Consider the following 26310-nt stretch of genomic DNA (forward strand, 5'->3'; position numbering starts at 1 on the left):
TCCGTCCGGGATTGCGGATTCAGGAAAAAGGGATATAATAATTTTAGTGCAGGAAATCTTTCATTGACAGAAGGGAGAGTGCATATGGACAAAAAAGCAATCCTGGAAGAGCTAAAAAAGCTCATCGCAGCGGGTTCTGTCTGTCCTGAGGCCAAAAAGGCCGGGGAGGATTACCTCGCCTCCATCGGCACGGCAGAGGAGAAAAAAGCCGCAGAAGCCCTCATCAAGGAGCTGAAGGAGGATGTCACAAGCATCGATGGTCTGATTGCCTTTGCGTCCTCTCCGGACGGAGAGAAAGCCTTCGGAAAAGATACGGCGGAGGCAGTCCGGAAGCAGGCGGAAGAGGCAAAGGCAAAGGGAGAGAAAATCTGTATTTGCGAGGCCTGCCGGGCCGCAGCTCTCCTTTTGGAGAATCAGGATCTTCTCCTCAAAGTATAGTCCCGGCCCTGTCTTCTCACCGATGGGCGGAGTCCGGACCGGGAAGGTAAGATTCAGGAACATGCGCCGCTGGGCGCACGGAAAAAGAGAAGCAGGCAGGATGAATCTCCCTCCTGCTTCTCTTTTTAATGTAAATCCCGGGATGATCCCAGGAAACGGCAGGCCGCTGTTTTAAAAAAGCTTTGATGATATTCTTTTCCCTATCTCTCTCATCCGCTCCTTTCGCTTCCTGCAGACCTTGCTGCCCTCCAGCGATACAGAGCGGTTCCGATGATGAGGAAATAGCCGAGAAGGCTCACGGCATCCGGCAGCTCCCCGAAGAGGAAAAAGCCGAATATCGCGGCGAAAACCACCTGCGAATAATCAAAGACAGAGATCTCCTTTGCCGGGGCGAAGCGATAGGCCGCCGTGATTCCGAGCTGCCCCAGCGTCGCCGCCGCCCCTGCGAGGAGCAAAAAGAGCAGCTGCCTTCCCGTCATCGGATGAAAGTCCATAATCAAAAAGGGAAGACAGGCCGCACAGGAGAAAACGGAAAAGGCCAGGACGATGATCGGTCCCTTCACTCCGCTCTTTCCGAGCTTTCTCACATAGGTATAGGCCGTTCCCGCGAAAAAGCCCCCGAGGAGGCCGACGAGGGCGGGAAGCTGCGCGAGTCCGACTCCCGGCTTGATCACGAGCGCCGCCCCGAAAAGCGCTGTAATGAGGCAGAGGATATCCCTCCTGCCCGGCGTCTCCTTTAGGATAAAAAGAGACATCAATATCGCAAAAAAGGGGGACATCTTATTGAGCATCGCAGCATCCGCGATTCCCAGCCGGTCGATCGCCCAGAAATTTGCGATGAGCCCGATCGTCCCAAAGAGGGAACGGAGGAAAAGCGGAAGCCATTCTCTCTTTTCCAGATGAAAGCGCTCCCCGGAGCGCTTTAAAATGATCCACGCGGCCAGTGCCGCAACGATATTTCGGAAAAAGGCCTTTTCCATCACGGGAAGCTTTCCCGAAAGCCGCACGAAAACGGCCATCAGAGAAAAGCCCGCCGCAGCCAGCACAATAAAAAGGATTCCTCTCTTTTGATCTGTCATCTCATCTTGCCCCGCTTCTGCTCTGCCGCATCTTCATCCCCACAGCACTGCGGCATTCCCTGTCCGACCGGTCCATGAATACCCCGTCACTTTGCCCGCATATTCTCTCAAGCATTCAGCGATTTGGTATTTGAAACGCCGCACAGCTGACTCTAGCACATTTTCCGAAAATCATAAAGAGCCTTGGCCTCCCTATTTGGAGACCTCGGCTCTTCTCTCCTTTTTCCTTTTCCCTTTTTCTCTTTTCTTCTTCCGTCCAGACAATGCCGCGGCTTCGGATCCCTTTATCCCATAACTTATAGTTCCGGGCTCTTATCAGGACTGATCCAGCACCGGATCCCAAATCTTATTCAGGACCGTCCCTGTATCACTGTCCTTATCCACCAGACCGAAGCCCTTATAGTCGTCTATGATGCTTTCCAGCGTCTTCTCCGTGTTCTCATCCGGGATATCGAAGTCCAGGCTGTCCGCAAAATCCAGGACCTTGTCCCGCTCCCCGGAGGCCCAGTTCATCTTGAGCATGATATCCACAAACTCTTCCTTATGCGACTGAATCCACTTGCTCGCCTCCTCGTGCGCATGGGTCAGCTTCTTTACCGTGATCGGATTCTCCCTCAGGAAATCTCCGTTTACCGCATGGATGCAGCAGGGCTCCGTCTTAAAATCCTCATCTGTCGTCAGGGAACGGATCATGCGAAGCGTTCCGTCATCCACAAACTTCCGGGCAAACTGATCGCTCAATGTGGCCCCCTGTACTTCGCCGTTTTGCAGAGCGAGGATGACCGCGTCATAAGAGACGACCTTGAACTGTACCTCGGAGGGATCAATATGGTCCTTACTCAGAAAGCGAAGACTGATATTGTGATCGGATCCCCCGATCCCGTCCGCGATCGCGATCGTCTTTCCCTTCAGATCCGCCGTAGACTGAATCTCAGAGCTTCCCAGTACATAGAGGGATTTGCATCCGCTGTGGCAGCCCCTCGTAAAGACCATATTCACGCCCTTTGTCGCGGGGACAAGGAGGGCGGCGATGTGATCTCCCGTGACATCGACCTTTCCGGTCCCAATCGCATCCGACTGCACCGTCATCTTCGTGATCTCCGTCTTCAGCCCCTCCGCCTCATAGAAGCCCTCCTCCTGCGCGATGCCGAAGGCGCCGAGACAGAGGCCTCCATTATAGCCGATCCGGATCGTCTTTCCATAGGCCGGCTCCTTCTTCCAGGCCTCTTCCTCCTCCGCTGTGAGCTCAAGCGGATGATGCTCAATCTCTGCAGAGGAGAGCGCCGATGCTTTGCTCTCCTTCTCCTCAGCGGCTCCGGAAGAGGCTTTCGCGTCCTCCTTCATTGCCTCTGTCTCCTTCTTTGTCCCTTCTCCGCTCTCCGATCCGGTCGTCTTTCCCACTTGAGTACTGCATCCCGCAAAAAATATCGACGCAGAAAGCGCCAGTGCCAGCACAACAGAAAAGTTCTTTTTCATCTGAATCCTCCCTGAACCCTGATTCCTGTGCGGCGTTCGGACTTCATCCCCGCCGCATCCCAAAAGTCTCTCTTTCCGCTCATCCGCCCTCACGATGTTTTCTCGCTGCCGATTCCGAGAAGCCGCATGATCTCATCCCGATACCGGAGAAAGGTATCCGCCAGCCGGTCTCTGGGATAGGGGAGAGCAATCGGGATATCCTTCAGGATCCGCCCGGGGCTCGGCGCCATCACGATCACTCGGCTTCCCATGTAGATGGCCTCATCCACATCATGCGTCACCATCATCATCATATTTTTCTTCTCCCGCCACATCTCGAGGAGCTCGTCCTGCATCTTCATCCTTGTAAAGGCATCCAGAGCGCCGAGCGGCTCATCGAGGAGGAAGATCTCCGGCTCATTGACCATGGTCCTCGCAAGCGCTGCCCGCTGTGCCATACCACCTGAAAGCTGGTGGGGATACGCATTCCGGAAGGCCTCAAGCTTTGTGATCCGGAGCATTTTCTCCACCATCTCCGGCTTCCGCTTCTTCTGCATCCTCGGTCCAAAGGCGATATTCTTCTCCACTGTCATCCAGGGAAAGAGCGTCGGCTTCTGAAAGGCCATCCCCCGCATCGGATCCGTCCCGCGGATTGGCTTCCCGTTCAGACTGAGTGTCCCCGTCGTAGGCTCGATCAAACCCGCAATCAGGCGGAGGATCGTGGACTTTCCACAGCCGCTCGGCCCTACGATGCACAGAAACTCCCCCGCCTCCGCACAGAGATCGATCTTATCGAGGGCATTTGTGACATCATCCCCGCTCCCGGCAAAGCTCTTGGAAACCCCCTCCAGCAAAAGACTCATTCCTTCACCATCCCCTCCTGCCAGCGGAGCACACGGCTCCTGATGCAGCCCAGAATAAAGTTGACGCCGACAAAGATCAGGCAGATCAGGATGATCGCCCCGTACATCTTGCCGTATTCCGCCCAGCTTTTCTGCCAGGTGATATACCATCCAAGTCCCGATTCCACACCGATCATCTCCGCGACAAGAAGAGCCGTGCAGGCGGAGCTCATCGCCTGTATCATTCCCTGGAATATGCTGGGGACCGCCGATGGGATCGCGACATTTTTTATCAGCTGCACTCCGGAGGCCCCGAGAGTCCGCGCCGCCTCATAATAGGATTTATCAATATTTCGGATACCGGTGATCGTGGAGAGTGTGATGGAAAACCACACGCCGAGCGCAATGATGAAGACACTGCCGCGGAAAAGAGAGGCCGAAAGCACCAGGACGATCGGGATCCATGTGGTGCTCGGGATCGCCCCCAGAAGCTTCATAAAGGGCTCAATCCAGTAGTTGATCCTCTGATTGTATCCGCAGGCGATCCCGCTGACGAGGCCGGCCAGAAGCCCCGAGAAGTAGCCGCAGAAAAGGAGGTAGAGAGAGCTCAGCGTGCACTGAAGGAGATAGCCCCGATCGGAAATCATGGCATTTAAGATGCGGTCCACCCAGGGAAAATACGGCATGAGCAAAATCCCGCTCTTTAAAGTCAAAACATCATAAAAAAGAAGAAGAAGGAATACCAGCGCGCGGAAGGGCGCGTGGTAGAGGTAACGATAATAGGAGAGCCTGGAGCGGAGAGAGAAGAGGAGAAAAACGAGATTTCCGAAAAGCAAAATCCCCAGAAAAACCGCATAGGTATAGCTCGCCTCATTGCCCGGGTGATTCGGCAGATACAGATATTCCAGTAAGGCGAGTGAAGCCGCAAGAATCGGAGAAAGAGCCTTGAGCAGATCGAAGGTTTTCTGCATGCCGGTTCTCGGCTTTTGCTCCATCTCAAGGAGCGTCTCCCGTGTGATCGCGCTCTGTACAGAATCCTCCGTTTCTCTTCGTGTTTTTCTTTGAATAGAAGTCATTCCCACTCCCCATCTTCTCACTGAGCATCTGGAACCTCCTCTATTCTATCTGTCCCTCCCTCAAAAAACAAATCAAGGCTTTTTATGAAATTCTTCTCTTATAGGATTTCGCGATAGCTTTTCCAGGGAATCCTCCCCGCGCAATAATCCGCAGAAAGCGCCTCCGCTGTCTTCATGCCGTCCATCGCGGCACTCATGATCCCTCCGGCATATCCGGCCCCCTCTCCGCAGGGATAGAGGAAGCGGAGATTAGAATGAAAGTCTTCATCCCGGGGGATGCGGATCGGGGAGGAGGTCCTGCTCTCCGGCGCGCAGAGGACCGCGTCCTCCCGGTTAAAGCCGGGGATGCGGCGGGAAAAGCTCTCCATTCCCTCGATGAAAAGCGCATTAAAGCAGTTGAGACTCCGATAGGGGGAATCCTCCCCGAAGCGGAAAATCGTGCTGAGATCCGCCTCCGAAAAGAGGCCGCGGAAGGACGGAGACATCGGCTCTCTCTCCCCATCCCGCAGTCTCTCAGGGAGAGCATCCCTCTCCCCTCTCTCTTCCGATACCGCATCCCGGAAGGCCCCGTAGCGCTGCATCGGGATCCTTCCCCCGCATAGACGAAAGCATCTCTCCTCCAGCTCCCTTTGGAGTAAGATCCCGGACATGGGATCCCTTCCGTCCCCGTAGTCCTCCTTCCGAATCGCCATAACGATCGCGGAGTTCGCAGTTCCGCTGTCCCGGCCGTGGCAGCTCATCCCGTTCACGCAAAGCCTCCCCTCCTCCGAGGAAGCATTGATGACATAGCCTCCGGGACACATGCAAAAGCTGTAGAGCGCCCGGCCGGACGAATTCGTAAAGCTCAGCTTATACGCGCCCGGCCCAAGAGCTCCCCGCATCTCCTCCGAGATCTCCCCGTAGAGCGCGCGGTCAATGAGGGCCTGAGGATGCTGAATGCGAAAGCCCATCGCGAAGTCCTTCGGCCGCATCGAAAGACCGAGCTCCAAAAGCTCCCTGTAGCTGTCCCTTGCGCTGTGCCCGATCGCAAGAATCAGAGGAGAGCTCTCCTCCTCTCTGAAATGATATTGGCTGTGGAAGCGGATCTCTCCTCCGAGAGAGAGGATCTCCTCCCGGATCTTCCGCACAATGTCAAGGAGGAGATCCGTTCCAATGTGAGGCTTTCCGTCGATTAAAATCTCCTCCGGAGCGCCCGCGCGGACGAACTCGGAGAGCACAAAGCGGGAGCGACCGTCCGGATCCTTCACGAGAGTATTCAGCTTTCCGTCGGAAAATGTCCCCGCCCCGCCCTCCCCGAACTGGGGATTGGAGGAGGGATCCGGTCTCCCGTCCTTCCAGAGCGAAAGCACGGCCTTCTCCCTCTCTTCAACGGGCCCTCCCCTCTCATAGATCACGGGACAAGCCCCCATCCTCGCAAGAAGGAGCCCCGCAAACATCCCTGCCGGGCCGAAGCCGACGATTCGGGGCCGATTCCCATATTCTGAAAAATACTCCTCCCGGCTCTTCCCGGAAATCCTCTCCGGAAGAGCCGGAATCCGGTAGCTCTTTTGCTCCGAGAGCGAGAGCCTGGGATTTCCAAGCCGCTTTAAAAGCCTCTCCTCCCCTCCATCCTTTAGGGAAAGAAGAACGGTGTAGGAGAAACGGATCTCCATCCCCCTCTTTCTCGCGTCGATGGAACGCCGTAAAATCGTGAAATCCCTGATCTTATCCTCCCGGACGCGGAGGAGAGAGGCCGCCTTTCTTCGGATTTCTCCCTCTCCCGCGAGGACCGGAAGTCTGAGCTCACTGATCCGTATCATATCTCCTCCCCTTCTCTTTCTCTCCCTTCCTTCCCCGCGAGGAGGACTTCCTCGCCCAGGGAGAAATCTCCCCCGCCCGCGGAGAGGGCTTCCCCGCCTGAAGAGAAATCTTCTCCTCCCAAGAAGTGGGCTTCCCCGCCGCAGCTCTCCCCGCCTTAAGACCGCTCGCAAAGGCAAAATGCAGATTATAGCCTCCGCAGATCCCGTCCACATCCAAAAGCTCTCCCGCAAAATACAGTCCCGGGCAGATTCTGCTCTCCATGCTCTCAGGCTCGATCTCCCGGCAGCTTACCCCTCCCGCCGCGCACTGCGCCTGAGAAAATGGATTTGCAGAGAGGATTCTGCTCCGAAAGCTCTTGATCCGGGAGGAAAGCGCATGAAGCTCCCTCCCGCTTAAGTCACGGGCTCTTCTTCCCCTCCCGATTCCCGAGACCAAGAGGAGCGTCCCGGCGAGCTTTCCGTTCATAAGCCCAAGGAGAAGACTGTGCGCGCTCCTTTCGGGGAAGCTCTGTCTCAGCCGGAAGAGCTCCGAAAGGAGGGCGTCTTCGGAGACAGCGGGGAGGAAGTCGAGCTCCGCAAAAACCTCCTCTCCCCTCAAAATGCCATAGGATGCATAGCGGCTCAGCTGAAAGACCGGGATGCCGGAGATCCCGTAATCCGTGAGCTGAAGCTCCCCTCTCTCCCTTCCCTTCTCCCTTCCGGAGACGAGGAGCCGAAGGGCGGCATCGCAGCGGACACCGGAGAGTTCACGGTAAAAGCTTTCCTCGCAGCGAAGCGCACAGAGGGCGGGAACCAGCGGTACGATGCTATGCCCAAAGCTCTCCGCGATCGGATATCCGTCCCCCTCGGAGCCGGTCCTCGGCGCCGCCGCTGAGCCAAGGGCGAGGATCAGCGCATCGCAGCGCTGCTCCTCTCTTTCTCCCTCCCCGGAAGAGGATAAAAGCAGAAAGGATCCTCCCTCGTCCCTTTGGATCTTTTCTATCCTGTGCCCCGTCAATATTTTGACGCCAAGCTGCCGGAGCTCCTCCTCCATGAGCTCCGAGACCGACGAAGCCTGATCCGAGGCCGGATAGACGTAATTTCCACGAAACCTCGGGAAAATCCCCACGCTTTTCATAAAAGAGAGCACGCTTTTCATAAAAGAGAGCATCTCCTCCGGACCGAAGCCCTGAAGGGCCCGCTCCGGAAAATCCGCTGTCTCCGAGCGGTAGATTCCCTCTCGAAAGGAAAAGTCCCGGTTGGTAAAATTGCAGCGCCCGTTTCCGGTCTGAGAGAGCTTCTTTCCGAGCCTTTGGTTTCTTTCCAAAAGAAGCACCCCCGCTCCGCAGCGCGCACTTGCTATGGCGGCGGCCATCCCGGCCGCGCCTCCCCCGGCGACAATCACTCTCCTCATAAAATCCTCCCCCCTCCCGGCTCCAAAGGAAAAGCTCCGAAAGAACGCGGCAGGGCGAAGAAAGCCGCGTTCTCCCTCCGATGAAAAGGGCAGAGCCTAGCGCAGAAACCTTCTCAGCTTTCTCCCCATCGGCATATTGTCGAGATCCTCCTTCGTGAAGGCGCGCATCCGAAGCAGAAAGAAAAAATACACCAGTACGGCGAGAAAAAGCGATGGCAGAAGCTCCAGCATAGAACCGACCCGGCCAAAGCGGATCGAGGCGGGCAGCATGAGGGCGGCCCCGCGGTAGCTCCCATAGGCCGCGCCCCCCATGAAAGCGCTCGCGATGATCGGATAGAGATAGGTCTTTCTAAGGTACTGCCGGTAGCGGACATGTCTCTGAATTGCGCGCTGGTTCAGAATGCACATGACAAAAGCGAAAAAGATATTCGAGAGCACGACTCCATAGATCCCAAATCCCAGAAAAAGGAGGAGCACCAGGGCGATAAGATGAAGTATGAGCGCATAAACCGCATTTCGAAGCGGAATGTTCAGATGCCCAAGTCCCTGGAGGATCGCATTGCTGATCGTTGAGAGAGAGTAGAATACCACCGCCAGAGATCCGATTCTCGTCAGATTGATGAGAAGCTGTACATTCTTTCCCGGGAAGAGCATGCGGCAGATCGGCTCTGCGAGAACAGAGAGGCCCACCGCCGCCGGAATGGCGATCAGCATGGTAAAGCGAATGCTGTAGCGCACGCGGGATACGATATCCTTCCTCTCATGCTCCTCTACGGCCCTGGTCAGACTGGGAATCAGAGAGGAGGAAAGCGCATTCGCCAGCGCGACCGGGATATTAAAGAGAATATGATACTCCCCGAAAATTCCCCATTCGCGGATGATATGCTCCGCTCTCCCGATCTTCGTCATGATATTTCCGAAAAGATAGTCATCGAGGACCGAGGAAATATTGTACACGGTGCTGGAGAGCAGAATCGGGAGCATCGTCCCCGCAAGAATGACTATGATTCTCCGGTAGCTGTCCCGCCTCCCCTTGTCCCGGACCACCCGGCATCTCATGAGATAGCGCTGGGAGAGATAGAGCAGCACAAAGAAAATCAGGGCGGCGAAGGCTCCGGCACCGGTGCCGATACAGCCTCCGGCGGCACCGTACGCGTAAGGATACTCCTCCTTCCCGTAGATGAGGCTGGCTCTCTCCCCCACGCCGAAAAGCAGCCCCGCGGCGAGAACGGAGACAATCGCATTTAAAACCTGCTCCAGAATCTGGGAGACCGCTGTCGGAACCATATTTCCCGTCCCCTGAAAATAGCCCCGCAGTATCCCAAGATAGGCCATGACCCATACCGTCGGGGCCAGCGCCCGGAGAGAAAAGGAGCAGTCCGGCTTTTTCAATAAAACGGCGATCGGCTCCGCCCCGAACCAAAGCAGCGAAAACATGATAAAGCCGATTCCGCTCGCGTAGAGAAAGGCCGCCCGGAGCACCCTCTCCGTATTTCGATAGCGCTTCTTTGCGAGATTTCCGGACACAATACGGGAAATCGCAGTCGGCATGGAATAGCTGGAGAGAATCAGAAGCAGCGAATAGATGCCGAAGGCACTGGTATAGTATCCATTTCCCTCTTCCCCGATGATGGCGGCGAGCGGAACTCGGTATACCATACCGATGATGCGGACCAGAATTCCGGCCGCGGCGAGGAGAGAGCCCTGGACGACGAAATTCCCTCTCCTTCCCTTCCGTAGCTTTGTGCTCATCGGCAATAGCCCTTTCCTTCCAGAATCTCCCGCTGCCGCCTCTCCATCTCACTCCGCTCCCCCTCCGCCATATGGTCATAGCCAAAAAGATGCAGCATGGAATGCGCAGTCAGAAAGGCCAGCTCCCTCCGCTCGCTGTGTCCGTATTCCCTCGCCTGAGACTCAATCCGGTCCAGATTCAGAACGATATCCCCCAGAAAGAAATCCCCCGTATCCGGGTTGAAGAGCTCCGGATCCCCCTCCCGGAAGATAGAAAAATCCCCCGGCCTCTTATATTCCGCCATCGGAAAGGAGAGCACATCCGTCGGAGCGTCGATCCCCCGGCTGTCCCGGTTTATTGCGCGGATCCCCTCATTGTCTGTGAAGAGCACACTGATTTCACAGGAAAACGGACAGTGCTCATAGGCGATCACTGCTCCGCAGATTTCCGTGATGATCTCCTCCAGGGGAAGCTCCAGTCTCTTCTCCGTCTCAAAATCAAGATTGATCGTCATGCCTTCCGCGTTCTCCGTCCCCCGTCTGCTCTTCTCTCCCGGCTTCCTCCCCTGCCGCCGCGTGTCTTCTCTTTTCCCAGACGCCTCTTTTCATCCTGCTCATAGGCGTTTACGATCCTCTGCACCAGAGGGTGGCGGACGACGTCGGCACTTGTGAGCTCCGCGAAGGCGATCCCCTCCACATCCCGGAGGACCCGCATCGCATCCTCCAGCCCGGATCTCTTCCCCTCCTCCAGATCCTTCTGCGTCAGATCTCCCGTCACGATCACCTTGGAGCCGAAGCCGATCCTCGTAAGAAACATCTTCATCTGCGCGGGGGTCGTGTTCTGCGCCTCATCCAAAATGATATAGGCGTTGTCCAGAGTGCGGCCGCGCATATAGGCGAGCGGCGCGACCTCAATCAGACCTCTCTCCACATTGGAAAGATACTGCTCCGCCCCCATGATCTGGTAGAGCGCATCGTAGAGCGGTCTCAGATAGGGATCCACCTTGGACTGGAGATCCCCGGGCAGGAAGCCAAGCTTCTCCCCCGCCTCAATGGCGGGCCTTGTGAGGATAATGCGGGAGACCTCCTGTCTTCGAAAGGCGGTGATCGCCATTGCCATCGCAAGATAGGTCTTTCCGGTCCCGGCGGGGCCGATGCCGAAGGTAAGCATATTATCCCGGATCCGATCGACATAGTCTTTCTGCCCCAGTGTCTTCGGCTTCACCGGCTTCCCAAGCGCAGTCCTCGCGAGGATATCCTTGTCGATCTCCACGAGACTGTCACTGGATTTCTCGGAGACCGTGAGAGCGATCGCATAGTCTACATTTTGCTCCGTAATCTGATTCCCCCGCTCCGAGAGCCGCATCAGACTCTCAAAGACCTTTTTAGCGCGTTCCGCTTCAGTCTGCTCTCCGATGATCTTAAGAGCGCCTCCCCGATCCACAAGCGTGATATGAAAGGCCCTCTCGATCTTCTTCAAATGGCTGTCCAGCTGACCGAGCACATTCCTCTCATGCTCTATCGGGATTTCCAGGATGATTTCCGTTGTCGCCATACCCCTCCGTTATATCTGTCTCTCACAGCGCCGCTAAGTCCGGCATGGATCCTTCCACTGACATTCTAATTATTCTATACTATTTTCTTCCGAGAAGAAAGGCCCCAATTCATCTCTGAATCGGGGCCCCTCTCTCAAGGTGCTGACTTCTGTATTGGCCGCTATACCGGCTTCGTCACTTCGCAGCGAGCTCTTAGTTGAACTTACGCTTTCTCGCCGCTTCAGACTTCTTCTTTCGTCTGACAGACGGCTTCTCGTAATGCTCTCTCTTCCGGATTTCCTGCTGGATTCCGGCCTTGGCGCAGTTTCTCTTAAATCTGCGTAAAGCGCTGTCCAGAGACTCATTTTCCTTTACGATTACACTTGACATGAAAAGCCCCAAACCTCCCTTCGGGTATAAACTGGGTTTCATTATAGCAAATTCCCCGCCGAAGTCAAGAAGAAGCGAAATCCTTCCTGTGATTTTACGGGCCGCAGGATGCGCCCGGACCGCCCGGACCGTAAAAGGATAGGATTTCCATCGATCCAAAGCGAAAAGAAGGCTGAAAGCTAAAGGCGCTTCCGTCTTAGATCCCGGCGAAAAAGTCCGGCTTTTTCCTCAGAAAGAAAGGCGGGATGGTATCCGCAGGCATCCGAAGGCAAGTGAGGGTGCATTTCCGTGAAAACTATGCTATATCTCTATTAGCACATATCCGCGTTAGTTTCAGAATGTCAGAATACCCGCACAGGGGAAAGGAGGCACTATGGAAGAAAATCTGAGAGAGAGAGCGTATCGGCTGAGCTCTGAGCTTTTTGAAAAGGCCCGGCTGAAAAAGGGACAGATTCTCGTCGTAGGCTGCTCCAGCTCCGAGATCTGCGGAGAACGGATCGGCACAAATTCGAGGCCGGAGATCGCAGAAGCGGTCTTCTCCGGCATCTACCGTCTCTGCCGGGAAAAGGGAATCTATCTCGCCGCGCAGTGCTGCGAGCACTTAAACCGTGCGATCATCACAGAGGAGGAGGCCGTCCCGCAGCTGGACATCGTAAATGTCGTCCCTCAGCCAAAGGCCGGAGGTTCCTTCGCCACTGCGGCATGGCAGAGCTTCCAAAATCCCGTTGCCGTGGAAGAGATCCGGGCGGATGCCGGTCTCGATATCGGGGATACTCTGATCGGCATGCATCTTAAGCGAGTCGCCGTCCCCGTCCGTCTGGCATATCGAGAGCTCGGGAAAGCCCACGTCAGCGCGGCGAGAGTCCGTCCGAAATTCATCGGCGGAGAACGCGCCCACTATAACGATGCCCTGAAATAAGGGAAGCAGGGCTCTCAAAAGGGGAGGAATCCGTCCCCTTGAGAGCCCCGCCGCATCCTAGAGAACGAGCGTCGGAGCCGCGTAAGCCCTTCCCAGAAGCTCCTGATTCAGAGCATAGAGGCCCTTCGGATCGGCGCCGTAGAGCTCATACTTTTTGATGAGATCCTCGGCGTTTTTCTCCTCCTCCCCCTGCTCCTTCACAAACCAGTCGAAGCACTGCATCGTCCTGTAGTCGTGCACCGCATCGGCCGCCGCATAGATCGCATTGATCAACCCGGTCACATACTTCTCGTGCTCGAGAGCGAAGCGAAGCGGATCCTCCGCTGTCTTGTATTCCTTGTCCGGCTTTTCGATCGGAAGAAGCGTGACATGCTCTCCGTTATTATAGAGGTATTGGCGCATCAGCATAGCGTGATCCCTCTCCTCCTGCGCCTGGACCTCGTACCAGTTCGCGAAGCCGTCGAGCCCCAGATCATTGTAGTAGCCGGAAAAATCCAGATACAGATAGGCGGAGTAGAACTCCTTATTGATCTGCGTGTTGATCAGTTCCTTTACCTTTTTATCCATATACTCTCTCCTTTCCCAAGCCCCGCAAAGAGCGGCGCTCCTTCCCGACATTCTTCCCTTTCAGCTAATGGAGGCCTCATAGATCGCATCGACCGCAGTCCGAAGGGAGGCGCTGAATTCCTCCTCCGTCTGCTGCTTCCTAAGGCCCTCGGAGAGCGCCCTGGAGAAGCTCGCAATCAGACCGCGGTTCCCTGCGAGAAGTTCATCGGCCTTCTCCCTTGAATAGCCTCCGGACAGCGCGACAATGCGGACCACATGGGGATCCGCCATCAACTCCTCATAGAGATTATCCTCCGTGGGGATGGTCAGCTTAAGCATGAGCCTGACAGAGGGTTCCAGCTTCTTGAGCCTCTCTTGGATACATTCCTTTAAAAATCTCTCCGACTCCGCCTTTTTCGGGCTGTGGATATCCACCTCCGGCTCCAGGATCGGGACAAGGCCATGGGAAAAGACGCGAAGCCCGAGCTCAAACTGCTGCTCTACGATATCCCGGATCCCCTGCTCATCATAATCGAGGATGACAGAGCGCTCCTTGGTGCCGAAGATATGCCGCTCCCCTATGGCATGCTCCAGCGTCTCATCCAAAGCGGGAATCGGCTTCATCAGCCGCACATGCCTCTTCTCCTCCTCCAGTCCCCTGTCGATCTTCAGGAATGGGACGATATGCTTTTTCTCCCAGAGATAATCCGCTGTGTATTCCCCGTCGATCTTTCGATCCATCGTATTCTCGAAAAGGATCGCCGCCAGAATCCGATCTGCGGAAAACGCGGGATTTTTGATGATCCGCGTCCGCATCTCATGGACCAGATCAAACATCTCCTTATCCCCGTGGTACTCTGTCTCATCGATTCCATAGGCCTTCAGTGCCTTCGGGGTAGAGCCTCCGCTCTGATCGAGAGCGGCGATAAATCCCTTGCCCTTCTGCATCCTCTCGAGCTGTTCCGTATTCATACTATCACCTCCTCATTCCGAAGGAGCAGCGGAGCGGCAGAGCTCAGCGCCCCTTTTGGTTATTTAAAACTAACTCTATTCAACTATATACCCCTGCTCCCCCTTCGTCAATACAGACTCCTTCTTCCCAAATCTCGTCTTTCTTTCCGAAGGTCAAAGTTCTCCCGGGACGGTTCCCCTCCCTTCTCCTCCGGATTCCCGGGACCGGGATATAAAATCCCGAAGGAAAGCCCGGGCCTTTCGAAAGGGGAGCGGATTCCCCCGCAAAACAGCCGGGGGAAACCGTATTCGACAATGAAACAAGAGAAAAGGCCGCAGAGCGGCGGCCTTAAAAAATCTGTCTTCTCTAATCTCTGTCTCCGGGCCAAGCCCCGGTCTTCCCGTCCTCCTGCCGCTTCCCCTTCGGCTCAGCCTTTTTCGATTTGGAATTCCGTTTTTAAATCTTTGCAGCTTATTTTACGTTATAAGGAGAGCTTTGAAATGAGAAAAGCCCGAGGCTGTCCGGATTACGATTCCGTTTCGAAGATCCCGCAGCTTAATCCAGCGGTACAACTCCGCCCTCGAAGTTTTGATTGATATAATCCTTGATTTCCTTGGATTTCAGAACCTCAACGAGAGTCTTCGCCCATGCGGCATCCTTGTTTTTCTCAGCGACTGCGATGATATTTCCATAGGTCTTAGCGGCCTCGGAGTCGGAGGCCTCCTGTGCGAGCGCATCCGATGGCTTGAACTTTGCTTCGATCGCGTAATTTCCGTTCATCGCGGCGAAGTCCACGGAATCGATGGATCTCGGAATCTGCGCGGCCTCTACCTCCAGGATTTTCACATTGTGCGGATTATCGACGATATCCTGCTTCGTCGCCGTCAGCCCCACTCCCTCCTTTAGACGGATGATGCCGTTGTCCTGGAGAAGGAGGAGAGCCCTGGCCTCGTTTGTCGTGTCGTTCGGAACCGCGATTTCCGCTCCCTCCGGGATATTCTTCAGATCCTTGGACTTTCCGGCATAGATTCCAAAGGGCTCATAGTGGATCTTTCCGACGGAGACGACATGGGTCCCCTTCTCCTTATTGAAGTCGTCCAGATAGGGCTCGTGCTGGAAGTAGTTCGCATCCACCTCCCCCTGATCCGTCGAAAGATTCGGCTGTACATAATCATTGTATTCCTTGATCTCCAGCTTGATTCCCCTTTTCTCAAGCTCCGGCTTCGCGGCCTCGAGAATCTTCGCGTGGGGACTGGGGGATGCGGCGATCTTGATCGTCACTTCCTCTCCCTCCGCCTTACTCTCCTTTCCGTCGGCATTATCCTTCGAAGAGCCCGCCTCTTTGCTTTCCCCGCTCTCCTTCTCCGCCTTATCGCTTCCGCTCTCCGCCTCCGACTCCGCGGCCTTCGTGCTTCCCTCCTTTGCGCTGTCGCTTCCCGAAGCAGCGCAGCCTGCCAGTAAAGACACAGCAAGCACTGCCGCAGCAAATAATGCAATTCTCTTCTTTTTCATTCTACTTTCCTCCCTCTTTCTCTCTATCTCTCTATCATTTTCAGTAAAGCGAAGTTCCTTTTAAATCAAGACTGCCGGATCCCCCGCAATGTAAGACTGCGATGCCGACCGCGCTCTGCAGCTTCCCGTTTTTAAGCTCAGCTCACTCTTTTATCGGTCTCCTTCGCGAGCCGCATCCAAAATTCCTGGATGAGCTGCACGATGAGGATGAGCACTGCCACCGCAATCAGCATGACATCCGTCTGATAGCGGTAATATCCATAGTTCAAGGCGATCGCCCCGAGTCCTCCTCCGCCGACAAAGCCCGCCATCGCGGAATAGCTGAGGATCGTAGTGATGCAGATCGCCGCGCCGACATAGAGGCTCGGTCTCGCCTCCGGGAGCAGGACCATGCGGATGATCTGCCAGTTGCTGGCTCCCATCGACTTCGCGGCCTCGATCACGCCGGCGTCGACCTCCTTCAGGGAGGACTCTACCATTCTCGCGATATAAGGGGCGGAAGCGATGATGAGGGGGGGGATGATCGCCCTCGGGCCGAGCGTCGTGCCCACCAGGAGCTTCGTCAGCGGGAGCACCATGACCAGCAGGATCAGGAACGGAATCGTGCGGAAGATATTGGTGATAAAGCCGAGAATCCCATGCACGATCCGGCAGGGCGCGATGCCCCCCTGCTCTGTCGCGACGAGGATCACGCCGAGCGGAATCCCGATCGCATAGGAAATCGTGCTGGAGATCAGGACCATATAGAGCGTTGCCCAGCTTTCCGCAAGATACATCCCCACAAACTGCGAAAGCTGCATTTACTTCACCTCCTCAAACGTAATTCCCTTGGATCGGAGATAGGCGCAGACCTTCTCCGCCTCCTCCCCGGAATCCGGAAGCTCCACAATCATCTGTCCGACTGCCTCGTCCTCCACCTGCCTTGTGTTCGCAAAGAGGATATTCACCGGGATCTTACAGCTCAGCACGAGATCCGAGATCACCGGTTCTCTGGCCTTTCGTCCGTCAAAGACGATGCGGAGCTTCCTGCCGTTCGCAAAGTCCAGATTCCTGTTTCCCTCTCCGAGGATCAGCCTCCGGCCGATCTCCGTCCGCGGCGCATGGAAGATCTCAGAGACGGGACCGGACTCCGCGATATGGCTGTGGTCAATGATCGCCACCTCGTCGCAGATTGCCTCAATCACGGACATCTGATGTGTGATGACAATGATCGTCACCTTGAGCTCCTCATTGATCCTCCGGAGGAGGCTTAAGATCTGCTCCGTCGTCTTCGGATCGAGGGCCGAGGTCGCCTCGTCGCAGAGAAGGACCTTCGGGCGGGTTGCGAGGGCCCTCGCAATCGCCACTCTCTGCTTCTGTCCCCCGGAGAGCTGGGAGGGATAGTTTCCCGATCGCTCGGAAAGTCCGACGAGCTGCAGGAGCTCCTCCGCCCTCTCCTTCGCCTCCCTCTTCGGGACGCCGGCGATCTCCAGGGGGAAGGTGACATTCCGAAGGAGGTTTCTCTGTTCGAGAAGATTGAACTGCTGAAAGATCATCCCCATCCTTCTCCGCGCCTCCCTAACCTCCTTCCGGCTCATCTCGCCAAGGCTTCTGCCCTCAAAGAGGACCTTTCCACTGGTCGGAATCTCGAGATAGTTGATGCAGCGGACGAGGGTCGACTTTCCGGCCCCCGAGAGGCCGATGATGCCCTGCACCGCGCCCTCCCGGATATCGAGATTGATATCATCCAGTGCGACAAGCTCTCCGGAATCCGTCCGGAAGGTTTTTCCCATATTGATGAGTCGGATAATATAGCCTTCCTCCACCGATTTTCTCCCCTCTGCCACTCTTCTCCGCGGCCATAACCGGGCGATTTTCTCTGCCTCTCCCGGTCCCTCCGGAAAGACCTGTATCAGTTTAAAATGGGAGGACTTTTCCGTCAAGCCCTCCCAGGATAGTGTTTTTCGATGTTTGGTTATAGCCTGAAATTATAGCTTTCCTATTTCATGCGGATAAAAACAGGATTCCCATCAGCGACAGAGCAGAAGGATGGATTCCGCATAGACCTCCGACGCAAGCAAAAGGTTCTCGACATCCATGAACTCGTCCGCACCGTGCATTCTCGTATCCACATCCGGCAGCACCGCTCCGAAGGCGACGCCGTTCTTCAGATGATGGACATAGGTTCCTCCTCCGATCGCAAGGCACTCGCCCTTTAGACCGGTGACATCCTCATAGGCCCGGAGAAGCTTCTGCACGAAGTCGGAGTCCGCCGCCACCTTATGCGGCGGCACGATGCTCTTCGCCTCATAGTCCAGTCCCTCCGCCTCGACGAAGGCCTTCGCCCTGGCATAGCAGTTCTCCTCGTTCGCCGTGACCGGAGTCCTGCAGTCATAGATAAACTCGATATGCTTCGGATCCACGTGGAAGATATCGAGAGTGCAGCTCAGATCCCCGGATTCCGGATCCCTGAGGCGGATGCCGAGACCGGAGCCATCGGTCACACCGTAGGGGAAGAGCTTCGAGACCTTTTTCAGGGCAGCGAGGAGCTCGGAAGGATGCAGGGGGAGCTTCTCCACGAGAAGAAGTGCCGAAAGCCCGGCATTTCTCCCGCTTTCCGGCTTCGCCGCATGGGCGGAGCTTCCGATGACGGTGATCTCCGAAGGCCCGCTGATCTCACACTTTACGCCGCATTCCTTCTCGATCTCGCGCATCGCGCTCTCCGCCTTCTCCATCTCCAGTCCCTCAAAGCGAAGCACCGCCTTCTGCGGGACAGCATTTACCGCGATGCCCGCCTCCAGGGACAGAAGGCGCGGGAGCGCACTGTCCTCCTTGAAATCCTTCGAGAGCATGGCCCTGAACTGCCCCTTTTCGATGTTGATCAGAGGAAACTCCGCATCCGGTGAGAAGGTCATCTCTCCCTCCGGATACTTCTCGTAATATTTCTCGATATCGGAGGAGCCGCACTCCTCGTCCGCGCCGACGATCATCCGGACGCCCTTCTTCAGCGGAATACCGCACTCCTTGATCGCCCGCATCGCATAGAGCGCCGCCAGCAGCGGCCCCTTGTCATCACTTGTGCCCCTGCCGTAGAGCCTCCCGTCCTTCTCAATGACGCGGAAGGGCTCCGTGACCGTCCAGCCCTCTCCCGCCGGCACGACATCGGTGTGAGCGAGGATATCGAGGCTCGGGGGCAGAGAGGGATCAAAGTCCGCAAAGCCCACATAATTTTCGAGATTCTGTGCGGGAAAGCCGTACTTCTCACAGAGATTCAGCGTGAAATTAAGGGACTCAAAGGGACCCTGACCATAGGGCTTCCCCTCCTCATAGGCCCCCTTCACGGATGGGATGGCGCAGAGCTCCTTCACATCCTTCAAAAGCTCATCTTTGTGGGAACGAATCCATTCCTTTACCTTGGCATCCATACTCTCTCCTTCCTTCCCGGATCCCCTCCGGGTCCCTCTCAGTTCCTCGAAAATTCCGAAAGCTTCAGCGTCTTATTCCGGTCGAGCACCATTCCGATGGACCATTCATGGACGAAGAGGAGGAGCGGTCTGTCCCTCAGATCCTTCACCAGCTTCATATCCGAGGTTCCCTCGATATGCTCAATATCGAGCTCCGTCCGATTCTCGATCCAGCGGATATATTCATAGGGCAATGTTTCCAGACGCACATCCACATTGTACTCATTTTTTAGGCGATAAGTCAATACTTCAAATTGCAGGACGCCGACGACACCGACGATGATCTCCTCCATGCCGGTATTGTATTCCTGAAAGATCTGTATCGCCCCTTCCTGCGCGATCTGGGAGATCCCCTTCAAAAACTGCTTCCGCTTCATGGTATCGATCTGCCGGACTCTCGCGAAATGCTCCGGCGCGAATGTCGGAATCCCCTCGAAGCGGAATTTCTTTCCCGAGAGCTCCAGCGTATCCCCGATAGAAAAGATACCGGGATCGAAGATCCCGATGATGTCTCCGGCATAGGCCTTGTCCACGATCTTTCTTTCATCCGCCATCAGCTGTGTCGGCTGGGAGAGCTTCACCCTTCTCCCGCTCTGTACATGGTTTACCTCCATTCCCGCGTCGAACTCTCCGGAGCAGATCCTGAGGAAGGCCACCCTGTCCCTGTGCCTCGGGTCCATATTGGCCTGGATCTTAAAGACAAAGGCGGAGAAGCCCTCCTTCACCGGGTCAATGAGCCCCTGATCGGATTTTCTGGGGAGCGGGGCCTCCGTCATGGAGAGAAAATGGGAGAGAAAGGTCTCCACGCCGAAATTGGTCAGCGCGGAGCCGAAAAATACCGGCGTCAGATCTCCGCGGTCGATCCTCTCCCTGCTGAAATTATCGGAAGCTCCGTCCAAAAGCTCCCTGTCCTCCCGGAGCTTCTCATAATATTCCGCAGAAAGAAGCTCCGGGAGCTCCGGATCCTCCATGGAGAGCGTCCTGGTCTCCACCTCCCTGGAACCGCCCGCATTGGCGTGAAAAAGATCCACACAGTCCCTCTCCCTGTCGTAGACCCCACGGAAGGCGCGTCCGCAGCCGATCGGCCAGTTGATCGGGCAGGTGTGAATCCCGAGTACATCTTCGATCTCATCCAGGAGCTCGTAGGGATCTCTCGCCTCCCGGTCAAACTTGTTGATAAAGGTAAAGATCGGGATATGCCGAAGGACACAGACCTTAAAAAGCTTTATGGTCTGCGGCTCCACTCCCTTTGCCCCGTCAATCACCATCACCGCACTGTCCGCCGCCATCAGTGTCCGGTAGGTGTCCTCCGAAAAGTCCTGATGCCCCGGCGTATCCAGGATATTGATGCATTTCCCGTCATAATTGAACTGGAGGGCGGAGGAGGTCACGGAGATCCCTCTCTCCTTCTCGATCTCCATCCAGTCGGAAACCGCGTGCTTTGTCGCCTTCCGTCCCTTGACGGTTCCGGCGAGCTGTATCGCTCCCCCATAGAGAAGGAACTTCTCCGTCAATGTCGTCTTCCCGGCATCCGGATGCGAAATAATCGCGAATGTCCTTCTCTTTTCAATCTCTTCCCGTAAACTGCCCATAGTCCTCCCGCTGTCAATGCCGTACAAAGAAAGGACTATGCCGTTTGACATAGTCCCTTCTTCCCGGCAGCTTTACCTGCTGTTTCTGTTTCGCAGGAATTCCGGAATATTGATCGACATCTCCTTGTTGGACTGCTGTCTGCTCGCTCCGGTCTGTTCCTTTGGCATCTGTGTCGTCTGCTGGGCGGACTGAGAGGGAGGAGCCCCGATACGCGTGTTCACATTCAGAGTCGGCGCCGATGTGGGATTGATCGGAACAGTGGGACGGCTCTGGAAGGCTCCACCATGTCCGAAAAGATTCGGGATGATCGGAGAGCCCTGGCTTACCGGCCTCTGCGCGGCCGGAGCCGGAGCAGGGGCGGGAGAGGGAGCCGCAGGAGCGGGGGCGGGAGAAGGAGCCGCAACCGGCTGCTGCTGCACCGGCGGAATCGGTTTAAATACCTTCTTCCCCATCACGGAGGCAGCGGATTTTGTCTTCTGCTCCATCTCCTGGATCCCGGTCGCAATCACCGTGATCGTCGCTTCGTCCTGGGCACTCTCGTCATACATCGCACCGAAGATGATATTCGCATTTTCCCCGGCGAGCTCCTCCACATAAGAAGCAGCCTCGTTCGCTTCCACCAGGCTGATATCTCCGGAGATATTGATAATCACATCCGAAGCGCCCTCGATCGTCGTCTCCAGAAGCGGGGAGGAGATCGCGGCCTTGACCGCCTCGATCGCCTTCTCGTCTCCCTTCGCCTTTCCGATTCCGACGTGCGCTATCCCCTTATCCTTCATAATAGAAGAGACATCGGCAAAGTCGAGATTGATGAGCCCCGGGACATTGATGAGGTCCGTAATGCCCTGCACAGCCTGCTGCAGGACCTCGTCCGCCTTCTTCAGCGCATCCGGCATCGTGGTCCTTCTGTCTACGATCTCCAAAAGTCTGTCGTTCGGGATGACAATCAGGGTATCGACGGCCTCCTTGAGCGCATCGATCCCCTTCAGGGCATTATTCATCCTCTGCTTTGCCTCAAAGCGGAAGGGCTTTGTGACGACGCCGACCGTGAGAATTCCCATGTCCTTCGCGATCTTTGCGATAATAGGGGCCGCTCCGGTTCCCGTGCCGCCCCCCATGCCGCAGGTGACGAAAACCATATCCGCTCCCTGCAAGGCGGAGGTGATATCCTCGGAACTTTCCTCTGCGGCCTTCATGCCGATCTCCGGCTTTCCGCCGCAGCCAAGCCCCTTGGTGAGCTTCTCGCCGATCGTCATGGATGTGGAAGCCTTGCTGAACTGGAGGGCCTGCTTATCGGTGTTCACCCCGATAAAGTCCACTCCCACAATTCCCTCATCCACCATTCGGTTCACTGCGTTATTGCCTGCGCCACCAACACCAACGACAATGATCTTCGCAGCTGCCTCTGACTCAGGAAGTTTAATCTCCAGCATATCTTCCTCCTTCGCTGATAAAACGTTCCTTTCCGGAATAATATACTAAGATTTCCGATAAATAGCAAGCCCCGGGATTGATCGGGGCTTTTCTACTTGCTCTCTGTAAAGATAAAACTGTCCCTTCCTCCCCGGTCCAGATAGGTGGAGAGGTCGAGTTCTCCCCTCCTTCCGGAGAGCTTCGGGAGGATCTCCCTGAGGCAGGAAATCTTCTCCTCCATGTCCTGATCCGCCCCGAGCTTCACCCTGATGTCTCCGAGATTCAAGATCGCATTTAAGGAGTCATCATAGCGGATGCTCTCGCAGGAAATCTGTAATTCCGACAGGGCATTGGTCAGATTCATGATATCGTGAAAGACCCTGTCATTTTTTACGGAAATCCTTTTATGGAGAGAAATCGATCCGAAGTCGAGGCCTTCTATCCTCGGCACGCCCTCAAGAGGCTCCTGCGTGGATTCCACTACCATTCCATCCCGGTCAAAGTAAAACCTGCTGGACATAAAGCCCACATAGGCGACGACATTCTTTTCCCGGACTCTGACCTTCAGCTTAAGAGGCCCCTTCCAGTGAAGCTCATAGCTTTCAATGAAGGGATACTCCGCGTGCTCCCTCGTGTGTTCCTTCAGAAACTGATAAAAGGAATCCGTATCCCAGCTGCCCGGAAAGAGCATGGCCCGGATCTCCTCCTCGGAATAGCGCCGGTTTCCCGTGATTTCGATGCTCTGAAACCTCGCTGTCACAAGCACCAAAAGGATGCCCAGGATCAAAAGCAGGATCTCCATCCGGCGGATCCGGATCCCCTGCTTCCTCCTCTCCTCTCTCTCCTGGGGGCTTAGTTCCCCGGCCGGGGAAAAGCGAAGCAAAACGGGAAGTCTCCACCGCGATGCGCGTTCTGCCTTCTCCAAAGGGGCAGCTTCCGTCGGCTCCTCCGTCCTTCTCCTTCTGCTCCTCCCCCGGGCTATCCCCTCCCTCTCCTCCGAAAAAGCGTCCTCCTTCGCCCCGGGATCGATCGCTTTTCCCTCTTCCTCCGCCGCTTCTTCGCTTTCTATTGCATTCCCTTCCGCTTCTTCTCCCGCCATAGACAGGGAAGGCTCTCTCTCCTTCTTTCTCCTCGAGAGAAGCTCCTCTACCGCCTTTTGAAGCGCTGCGTCGGAACGGCTCTCCTCCGGCTTCTCCGCCTCCTTTAATCGCTTCCTCGCACTCGCAAGCTGGCGCATCCTGGCTTCCCCCTCCAGGAACTGGCGGTTTCTCTCCGAGCGAAGCGAAAGGGACGCTCCCTTCTCCGCATCCTCCTCCGGGGACATAAATCCCCTTCCATAAAGCGGCACGATCTTCCTTCCGCTCTGCCCATGGAGCCTCCGCTTCCTCATCTCCTCCGTTTCCAGATCAGAAAGCGCGGCGGCCCTTCGGAGCTCTCTCCGGATTCCGCCTCCGCCTGTCCTCTTCTCATCTGCTCCTTCCCGCTTCCCCTCCGCCTTTTCCCGATGCGGAAAAACGGGCGCGATCTCCGGAAGCCCGGCACTCTCGTCCCGCAGCAGCTCCCCGCCCTTCTTCTCCTCCGGAGCATTCTGCTCCCTCCGATTCCGCCCGGAGCTAAGGCCGCGGGGCCTTCTGATTTTCCCCGTGGGCCCGTTCATCGAAGCTCCAGCTTCGTCTGCTTCGAGACCGAGAGACAGATCCCTATCTCCAGAAGAAGCAAAACGAGTGCTGTCCCCCCATAGCTCACAAAGGGCAGCGTGACCCCTGTATTGGGGATCTGATTGCAGGCCACCGCGATGTTGAGGACCGCCTGCAGACCGATGTGCGACATCACACCGATCACGAGAAAGGAGCCGAAGAGATCCGGGGCATTCCTTGCGATGTCATAGAGGCGGTAGAGGATAAAGAGGTAGATGAGGATCAGGGAAACCGCACCGAAAAGGCCGAGCTCCTCGCAGAGTATCGTGAAGATCATGTCGTTCTGCGCCTCCGGCATCATGAACTTCTGAAGGGATTCCCCGAGCCCTCTCCCAAAGATCCCCCCGGAGCCGATCGCATAGAGCCCCTGCACGGTCTGATAGGTTTTACTCACGTATCTCGGGTCAAGGGGGCGCTTCCAGGCATAGATTCTCATCAGCTGATATCCATGCATGATATGGCACTTCTCCATCAGCACCGCAAAGGGATAGGCCGCGAGATAGAGAAGAAGGAGCAGCAGAAAGAGATAGAAGAAGGGCTTATACTCTTTTCTTGCTACAAAGAGCATCAGAGAAAAGATCCCAAGGATAATGATCCCCGTGGAGAGATTGGAAAACGCAATGAAAATCGCGGGGAAAAAGGCCAGCAAAAGCGGCTGGCGGAGACTCTTCTTACTGTTGACCTGACTTCCCAGACGGGAGAATTCTCTCGCCTCCATGATAATGAGAGTAAACTTCACAAGCTCAGAGGGCTGAAAGCGCACACCGAAAATCGTGAACCAGCGGGTGGAGCCATGAGAGGCCGCGCCATATGCCGCGGTTAAAAGAACCAGGCCGCAGGCCGCGGCAAAGCCGGGGAGAGCCAGAACGCGGAGAAAACGATAATCCAATAGATGGGAGAGCCCAAACATGAGGACGAGTCCGCCGACGGCAAAAAATCCCTGCTTTCGCAGATAGGACATGGCGCTCTCCTCCATGTCTCCTCTTCCGGAGGACGCGGAATAAAGGATGAGCAGGCCGAAGCCCAGGATAAAGAGCACCGCAAAAAGCAGGCTGTAATCGTAAAAGCTCACTATTTTCTTCGTCCTCGTCAATCCCATCTCCCCAAAGCTACAGATTCTTCACACAGTCCTTGAAGATCTGTCCCCTTTCCTCATAGTCCTTGAACATTCCCCAGCTCGCGCAGGCGGGGCTCAGAAGCACGAAGTCCCCGCTGTCCGCATAGGCCGCGCAGTCCCTGACCGCCTCGTCCATATCCTCTGCGAACATGATATTCTTAAAGCCGTATTTCTTCGCACAGTTTGCGATCTGGCTCCTGGTCTGTCCGATCAGCACAAGATACTTCACCCTGCCCTTGAATTCCTTCACCCAGTCATCAAAGTCCACATGCTTGTCATAGCCGCCGCCGATCAGGATCACCGGCCCCGGCATCGCTCGGAGCGCCTGAATCGCGGCATCCACATTGGTCCCCTTGGAATCATTATAATAGCTGACGCCGCTCCTCTTCCGCACGAACTCGATCCTGTGCTCGACCGGCCGGAAACTTTTGCACACCGAAATGATCTTTCTCATCGGAACTCCCATCCTGTAAGAAACCGCCATGGCGCACATGACATTCTCATAATTATGCTTCCCGAGAAGCTTGAGCTCCCGCACCTTGAGAAGCTCCTCCGCCTCCTTCCCCGCCTCCCGGAAGAAAAGCGCATCCTTCCTCAGGAAAAATCCCTCCTTGAGCTCCCGCTCACTGGAGAACCAGAGCACCTTCGGCTTAAGCTCCTTCCCTTTCCCGAAGCTCCGAAGCTCCGGATCCTCATGGTTCAAAACCACGCAGTCCTCTTCCGTCTGGTTCATCGCGATGGATTCCTTGATGCGGATATAATTTTTCATACTCTTATGGCGGTCCAGATGATCCGGCGTGATATTCGTAATCGCACTGACATCCGGCCGGAAATCCATGATGGTCTCCAGCTGAAAGGAGCTGACCTCGATCACGGTGGCGGAGCTGTCCTCCGTCTCCAGTGCTTCCGCGGTAAAGGGATTTCCGATATTTCCCACCACATGGGTATCACTGAAATGGGAGCGAAGAATCTCTCCCACCAGGGAGACCGTCGTCGTCTTCCCATTGGTCCCGGTGATCGCGGCGAGCTTCCCCCGGCTGGACTGATAGGCGAGCTCAAGCTCTCCCCAGATCGGAATTTTCGCGCCGCGGATCCTTTTTACCAGCGGAAGATCCAGCGGAATCCCCGGGCTTATGACCGCAAGATCCACATTGACGAGATCCGTCGGCGAGAGCTTTCCCTTCAAAATGCGGATCTTGTCCTTTTTTTCAAAATTTTTGAGGAGCTCAGCCACATTGAGCTTCTCATTGGAATCAAAGAGGACGACCTGTCCTCCGAGCCCCAATATCTGTTTTGCGGCGGCGATTCCGCTCCGCCCCGCACCGAGCACCAGCACCTTCTCCCTGTCCATGGTCTTCCTCTCTTCTATCCTCTTTTCCT

General features: G+C 55.8%; 23 protein-coding genes. 2 read left to right on the forward strand and 21 right to left on the reverse strand.

The window, feature by feature from the left end:
• The first annotated feature begins 84 nt into the window (after positions 1 to 84).
• The gene (locus GCWU000341_RS05815) at positions 85 to 438 is read left to right on the forward strand and encodes a hypothetical protein (RefSeq protein ID WP_009214886.1); all 354 of its coding nucleotides are present in this window, start codon (positions 85 to 87) and stop codon (positions 436 to 438) included.
• Positions 439 to 647: 209 nt separating this feature from the next.
• Here GCWU000341_RS05815 and GCWU000341_RS05820 read toward each other — a convergent pair whose 3' ends face one another.
• The 10 genes from GCWU000341_RS05820 to rpsU all read right to left on the reverse strand — a co-directional run bounded on the left by GCWU000341_RS05820 (position 648) and on the right by rpsU (position 11738).
• Complete coding sequence (locus GCWU000341_RS05820; RefSeq protein WP_009214887.1) at positions 648 to 1517, reverse strand: DMT family transporter; 870 nt, start codon at positions 1515 to 1517, stop codon at positions 648 to 650.
• 315 nt (positions 1518 to 1832) lie between these two features.
• Positions 1833 to 2993, reverse strand: coding sequence for an ABC transporter substrate-binding protein (locus GCWU000341_RS05825; RefSeq protein ID WP_155812669.1), 1161 nt, complete (start codon positions 2991 to 2993; stop codon positions 1833 to 1835).
• 89 nt (positions 2994 to 3082) lie between these two features.
• Entirely contained in the window at positions 3083 to 3835 is a 753-nt protein-coding gene (locus GCWU000341_RS05830; protein ID WP_009214890.1) for an ABC transporter ATP-binding protein, read from the reverse strand.
• The gene (locus GCWU000341_RS05835) at positions 3832 to 4890 is read right to left on the reverse strand and encodes an ABC transporter permease (protein WP_009214891.1); all 1059 of its coding nucleotides are present in this window, start codon (positions 4888 to 4890) and stop codon (positions 3832 to 3834) included. The genes GCWU000341_RS05830 and GCWU000341_RS05835 overlap by 4 nt, the downstream gene beginning before the upstream one ends.
• Before the next feature lie 98 nt (positions 4891 to 4988).
• Positions 4989 to 6689 (reverse strand): NAD(P)/FAD-dependent oxidoreductase, encoded by a 1701-nt coding sequence (locus GCWU000341_RS05840; protein ID WP_009214892.1) that lies wholly within the window; start codon positions 6687 to 6689, stop codon positions 4989 to 4991.
• A complete protein-coding gene (locus tag GCWU000341_RS05845) occupies positions 6673 to 8082 on the reverse strand; it encodes an NAD(P)/FAD-dependent oxidoreductase (protein WP_009214893.1) in 1410 nt (469 codons plus the stop codon). Before GCWU000341_RS05845 ends, GCWU000341_RS05840 begins: the two co-directional genes overlap by 17 nt.
• Before the next feature lie 96 nt (positions 8083 to 8178).
• Entirely contained in the window at positions 8179 to 9834 is a 1656-nt protein-coding gene (locus tag GCWU000341_RS05850) for a putative polysaccharide biosynthesis protein (RefSeq protein WP_009214894.1), read from the reverse strand.
• Positions 9831 to 10328 (reverse strand): rRNA maturation RNase YbeY, encoded by a 498-nt coding sequence (gene ybeY, locus GCWU000341_RS05855; RefSeq protein WP_009214895.1) that lies wholly within the window; start codon positions 10326 to 10328, stop codon positions 9831 to 9833. The genes GCWU000341_RS05850 and ybeY overlap by 4 nt, the downstream gene beginning before the upstream one ends.
• Positions 10325 to 11368, reverse strand: a complete 1044-nt coding sequence (locus GCWU000341_RS05860; protein ID WP_009214896.1) for a PhoH family protein — start codon at positions 11366 to 11368, stop codon at positions 10325 to 10327. The genes ybeY and GCWU000341_RS05860 overlap by 4 nt, the downstream gene beginning before the upstream one ends.
• 193 nt (positions 11369 to 11561) lie before the next feature.
• Positions 11562 to 11738, reverse strand: a complete 177-nt coding sequence (rpsU, locus tag GCWU000341_RS05865; RefSeq protein WP_009429204.1) for a 30S ribosomal protein S21 — start codon at positions 11736 to 11738, stop codon at positions 11562 to 11564.
• Between the two features lie 373 nt (positions 11739 to 12111).
• Between rpsU and GCWU000341_RS05870 the strand changes: the two genes are divergently transcribed.
• A complete protein-coding gene (locus GCWU000341_RS05870) occupies positions 12112 to 12657 on the forward strand; it encodes a TIGR01440 family protein (RefSeq protein WP_009214898.1) in 546 nt (181 codons plus the stop codon).
• A gap of 57 nt (positions 12658 to 12714) precedes the next feature.
• On the opposite strand, the gene GCWU000341_RS05875 is transcribed toward GCWU000341_RS05870, so the two are convergent.
• The 11 genes from GCWU000341_RS05875 to murD all read right to left on the reverse strand — a co-directional run bounded on the left by GCWU000341_RS05875 (position 12715) and on the right by murD (position 26281).
• The gene (locus GCWU000341_RS05875) at positions 12715 to 13224 is read right to left on the reverse strand and encodes a ferritin (RefSeq protein WP_036599911.1); all 510 of its coding nucleotides are present in this window, start codon (positions 13222 to 13224) and stop codon (positions 12715 to 12717) included.
• A 60-nt stretch (positions 13225 to 13284) separates the two neighbouring features.
• The gene (locus GCWU000341_RS05880; RefSeq protein ID WP_009214900.1) at positions 13285 to 14175 is read right to left on the reverse strand and encodes a fructose bisphosphate aldolase; all 891 of its coding nucleotides are present in this window, start codon (positions 14173 to 14175) and stop codon (positions 13285 to 13287) included.
• A gap of 535 nt (positions 14176 to 14710) precedes the next feature.
• A complete protein-coding gene (locus tag GCWU000341_RS05890) occupies positions 14711 to 15667 on the reverse strand; it encodes a MetQ/NlpA family ABC transporter substrate-binding protein (RefSeq protein WP_009214902.1) in 957 nt (318 codons plus the stop codon).
• Positions 15668 to 15804: 137 nt separating this feature from the next.
• Positions 15805 to 16467, reverse strand: a complete 663-nt coding sequence (locus GCWU000341_RS05895; protein ID WP_009214903.1) for a methionine ABC transporter permease — start codon at positions 16465 to 16467, stop codon at positions 15805 to 15807.
• Positions 16468 to 17439, reverse strand: a complete 972-nt coding sequence (locus tag GCWU000341_RS05900) for a methionine ABC transporter ATP-binding protein (RefSeq protein ID WP_050761961.1) — start codon at positions 17437 to 17439, stop codon at positions 16468 to 16470. It abuts the gene before it with no gap.
• A 237-nt stretch (positions 17440 to 17676) separates the two neighbouring features.
• Positions 17677 to 19071: a Sapep family Mn(2+)-dependent dipeptidase gene (locus GCWU000341_RS05905; protein ID WP_009214905.1), complete on the reverse strand. Its 1395-nt coding sequence runs from the start codon at positions 19069 to 19071 to the stop codon at positions 17677 to 17679.
• Positions 19072 to 19109: 38 nt separating this feature from the next.
• Positions 19110 to 20702, reverse strand: a complete 1593-nt coding sequence (locus GCWU000341_RS05910; protein WP_040653514.1) for a peptide chain release factor 3 — start codon at positions 20700 to 20702, stop codon at positions 19110 to 19112.
• Positions 20703 to 20774: 72 nt separating this feature from the next.
• The gene (gene ftsZ, locus GCWU000341_RS05915) at positions 20775 to 22136 is read right to left on the reverse strand and encodes a cell division protein FtsZ (RefSeq protein WP_009214907.1); all 1362 of its coding nucleotides are present in this window, start codon (positions 22134 to 22136) and stop codon (positions 20775 to 20777) included.
• A gap of 92 nt (positions 22137 to 22228) precedes the next feature.
• Positions 22229 to 23773 (reverse strand): cell division protein FtsQ/DivIB, encoded by a 1545-nt coding sequence (locus tag GCWU000341_RS12630; RefSeq protein WP_009214908.1) that lies wholly within the window; start codon positions 23771 to 23773, stop codon positions 22229 to 22231.
• Complete coding sequence (locus tag GCWU000341_RS05925) at positions 23770 to 24912, reverse strand: FtsW/RodA/SpoVE family cell cycle protein (RefSeq protein ID WP_009214909.1); 1143 nt, start codon at positions 24910 to 24912, stop codon at positions 23770 to 23772. Before GCWU000341_RS05925 ends, GCWU000341_RS12630 begins: the two co-directional genes overlap by 4 nt.
• Before the next feature lie 10 nt (positions 24913 to 24922).
• Complete coding sequence (gene murD, locus GCWU000341_RS05930; RefSeq protein ID WP_009214910.1) at positions 24923 to 26281, reverse strand: UDP-N-acetylmuramoyl-L-alanine--D-glutamate ligase; 1359 nt, start codon at positions 26279 to 26281, stop codon at positions 24923 to 24925.
• Positions 26282 to 26310: the final 29 nt, after the last annotated feature.

It is taken from the genome of Oribacterium sp. oral taxon 078 str. F0262 (genome assembly GCF_000160135.1).
Taxonomy (GTDB): Bacteria; Bacillota; Clostridia; order Lachnospirales; family Lachnospiraceae; genus Oribacterium.

What these genes read in the sequence shown, in the direction of transcription:
- GCWU000341_RS05845 (WP_009214893.1), bottom strand. Translation starts at nt 8,082, where the DNA reads ATGAGGAGAGTGATTGTCGCCGGGGGAGGCGCGGCCGGGATGGCCGCC.
- ftsZ (WP_009214907.1), bottom strand. Translation starts at nt 22,136, where the DNA reads ATGCTGGAGATTAAACTTCCTGAGTCAGAGGCAGCTGCGAAGATCATT.
- GCWU000341_RS05870 (WP_009214898.1), top strand. Translation starts at nt 12,112, where the DNA reads ATGGAAGAAAATCTGAGAGAGAGAGCGTATCGGCTGAGCTCTGAGCTT.
- GCWU000341_RS12630 (WP_009214908.1), bottom strand. Translation starts at nt 23,773, where the DNA reads ATGAACGGGCCCACGGGGAAAATCAGAAGGCCCCGCGGCCTTAGCTCC.
- GCWU000341_RS05840 (WP_009214892.1), bottom strand. Translation starts at nt 6,689, where the DNA reads ATGATACGGATCAGTGAGCTCAGACTTCCGGTCCTCGCGGGAGAGGGA.
- GCWU000341_RS05925 (WP_009214909.1), bottom strand. Translation starts at nt 24,912, where the DNA reads ATGGGATTGACGAGGACGAAGAAAATAGTGAGCTTTTACGATTACAGC.
- GCWU000341_RS05835 (WP_009214891.1), bottom strand. Translation starts at nt 4,890, where the DNA reads ATGACTTCTATTCAAAGAAAAACACGAAGAGAAACGGAGGATTCTGTA.
- GCWU000341_RS05825 (WP_155812669.1), bottom strand. Translation starts at nt 2,993, where the DNA reads ATGAAAAAGAACTTTTCTGTTGTGCTGGCACTGGCGCTTTCTGCGTCG.
- GCWU000341_RS05900 (WP_050761961.1), bottom strand. Translation starts at nt 17,439, where the DNA reads ATGGGAAAAACCTTCCGGACGGATTCCGGAGAGCTTGTCGCACTGGAT.
- GCWU000341_RS05910 (WP_040653514.1), bottom strand. Translation starts at nt 20,702, where the DNA reads ATGGGCAGTTTACGGGAAGAGATTGAAAAGAGAAGGACATTCGCGATT.
- GCWU000341_RS05905 (WP_009214905.1), bottom strand. Translation starts at nt 19,071, where the DNA reads ATGGATGCCAAGGTAAAGGAATGGATTCGTTCCCACAAAGATGAGCTT.
- GCWU000341_RS05830 (WP_009214890.1), bottom strand. Translation starts at nt 3,835, where the DNA reads ATGAGTCTTTTGCTGGAGGGGGTTTCCAAGAGCTTTGCCGGGAGCGGG.
- murD (WP_009214910.1), bottom strand. Translation starts at nt 26,281, where the DNA reads ATGGACAGGGAGAAGGTGCTGGTGCTCGGTGCGGGGCGGAGCGGAATC.
- GCWU000341_RS05875 (WP_036599911.1), bottom strand. Translation starts at nt 13,224, where the DNA reads ATGGATAAAAAGGTAAAGGAACTGATCAACACGCAGATCAATAAGGAG.
- ybeY (WP_009214895.1), bottom strand. Translation starts at nt 10,328, where the DNA reads ATGACGATCAATCTTGATTTTGAGACGGAGAAGAGACTGGAGCTTCCC.
- rpsU (WP_009429204.1), bottom strand. Translation starts at nt 11,738, where the DNA reads ATGTCAAGTGTAATCGTAAAGGAAAATGAGTCTCTGGACAGCGCTTTA.
- GCWU000341_RS05880 (WP_009214900.1), bottom strand. Translation starts at nt 14,175, where the DNA reads ATGAATACGGAACAGCTCGAGAGGATGCAGAAGGGCAAGGGATTTATC.
- GCWU000341_RS05895 (WP_009214903.1), bottom strand. Translation starts at nt 16,467, where the DNA reads ATGCAGCTTTCGCAGTTTGTGGGGATGTATCTTGCGGAAAGCTGGGCA.
- GCWU000341_RS05860 (WP_009214896.1), bottom strand. Translation starts at nt 11,368, where the DNA reads ATGGCGACAACGGAAATCATCCTGGAAATCCCGATAGAGCATGAGAGG.
- GCWU000341_RS05890 (WP_009214902.1), bottom strand. Translation starts at nt 15,667, where the DNA reads ATGAAAAAGAAGAGAATTGCATTATTTGCTGCGGCAGTGCTTGCTGTG.
- GCWU000341_RS05850 (WP_009214894.1), bottom strand. Translation starts at nt 9,834, where the DNA reads ATGAGCACAAAGCTACGGAAGGGAAGGAGAGGGAATTTCGTCGTCCAG.
- GCWU000341_RS05815 (WP_009214886.1), top strand. Translation starts at nt 85, where the DNA reads ATGGACAAAAAAGCAATCCTGGAAGAGCTAAAAAAGCTCATCGCAGCG.
- GCWU000341_RS05820 (WP_009214887.1), bottom strand. Translation starts at nt 1,517, where the DNA reads ATGACAGATCAAAAGAGAGGAATCCTTTTTATTGTGCTGGCTGCGGCG.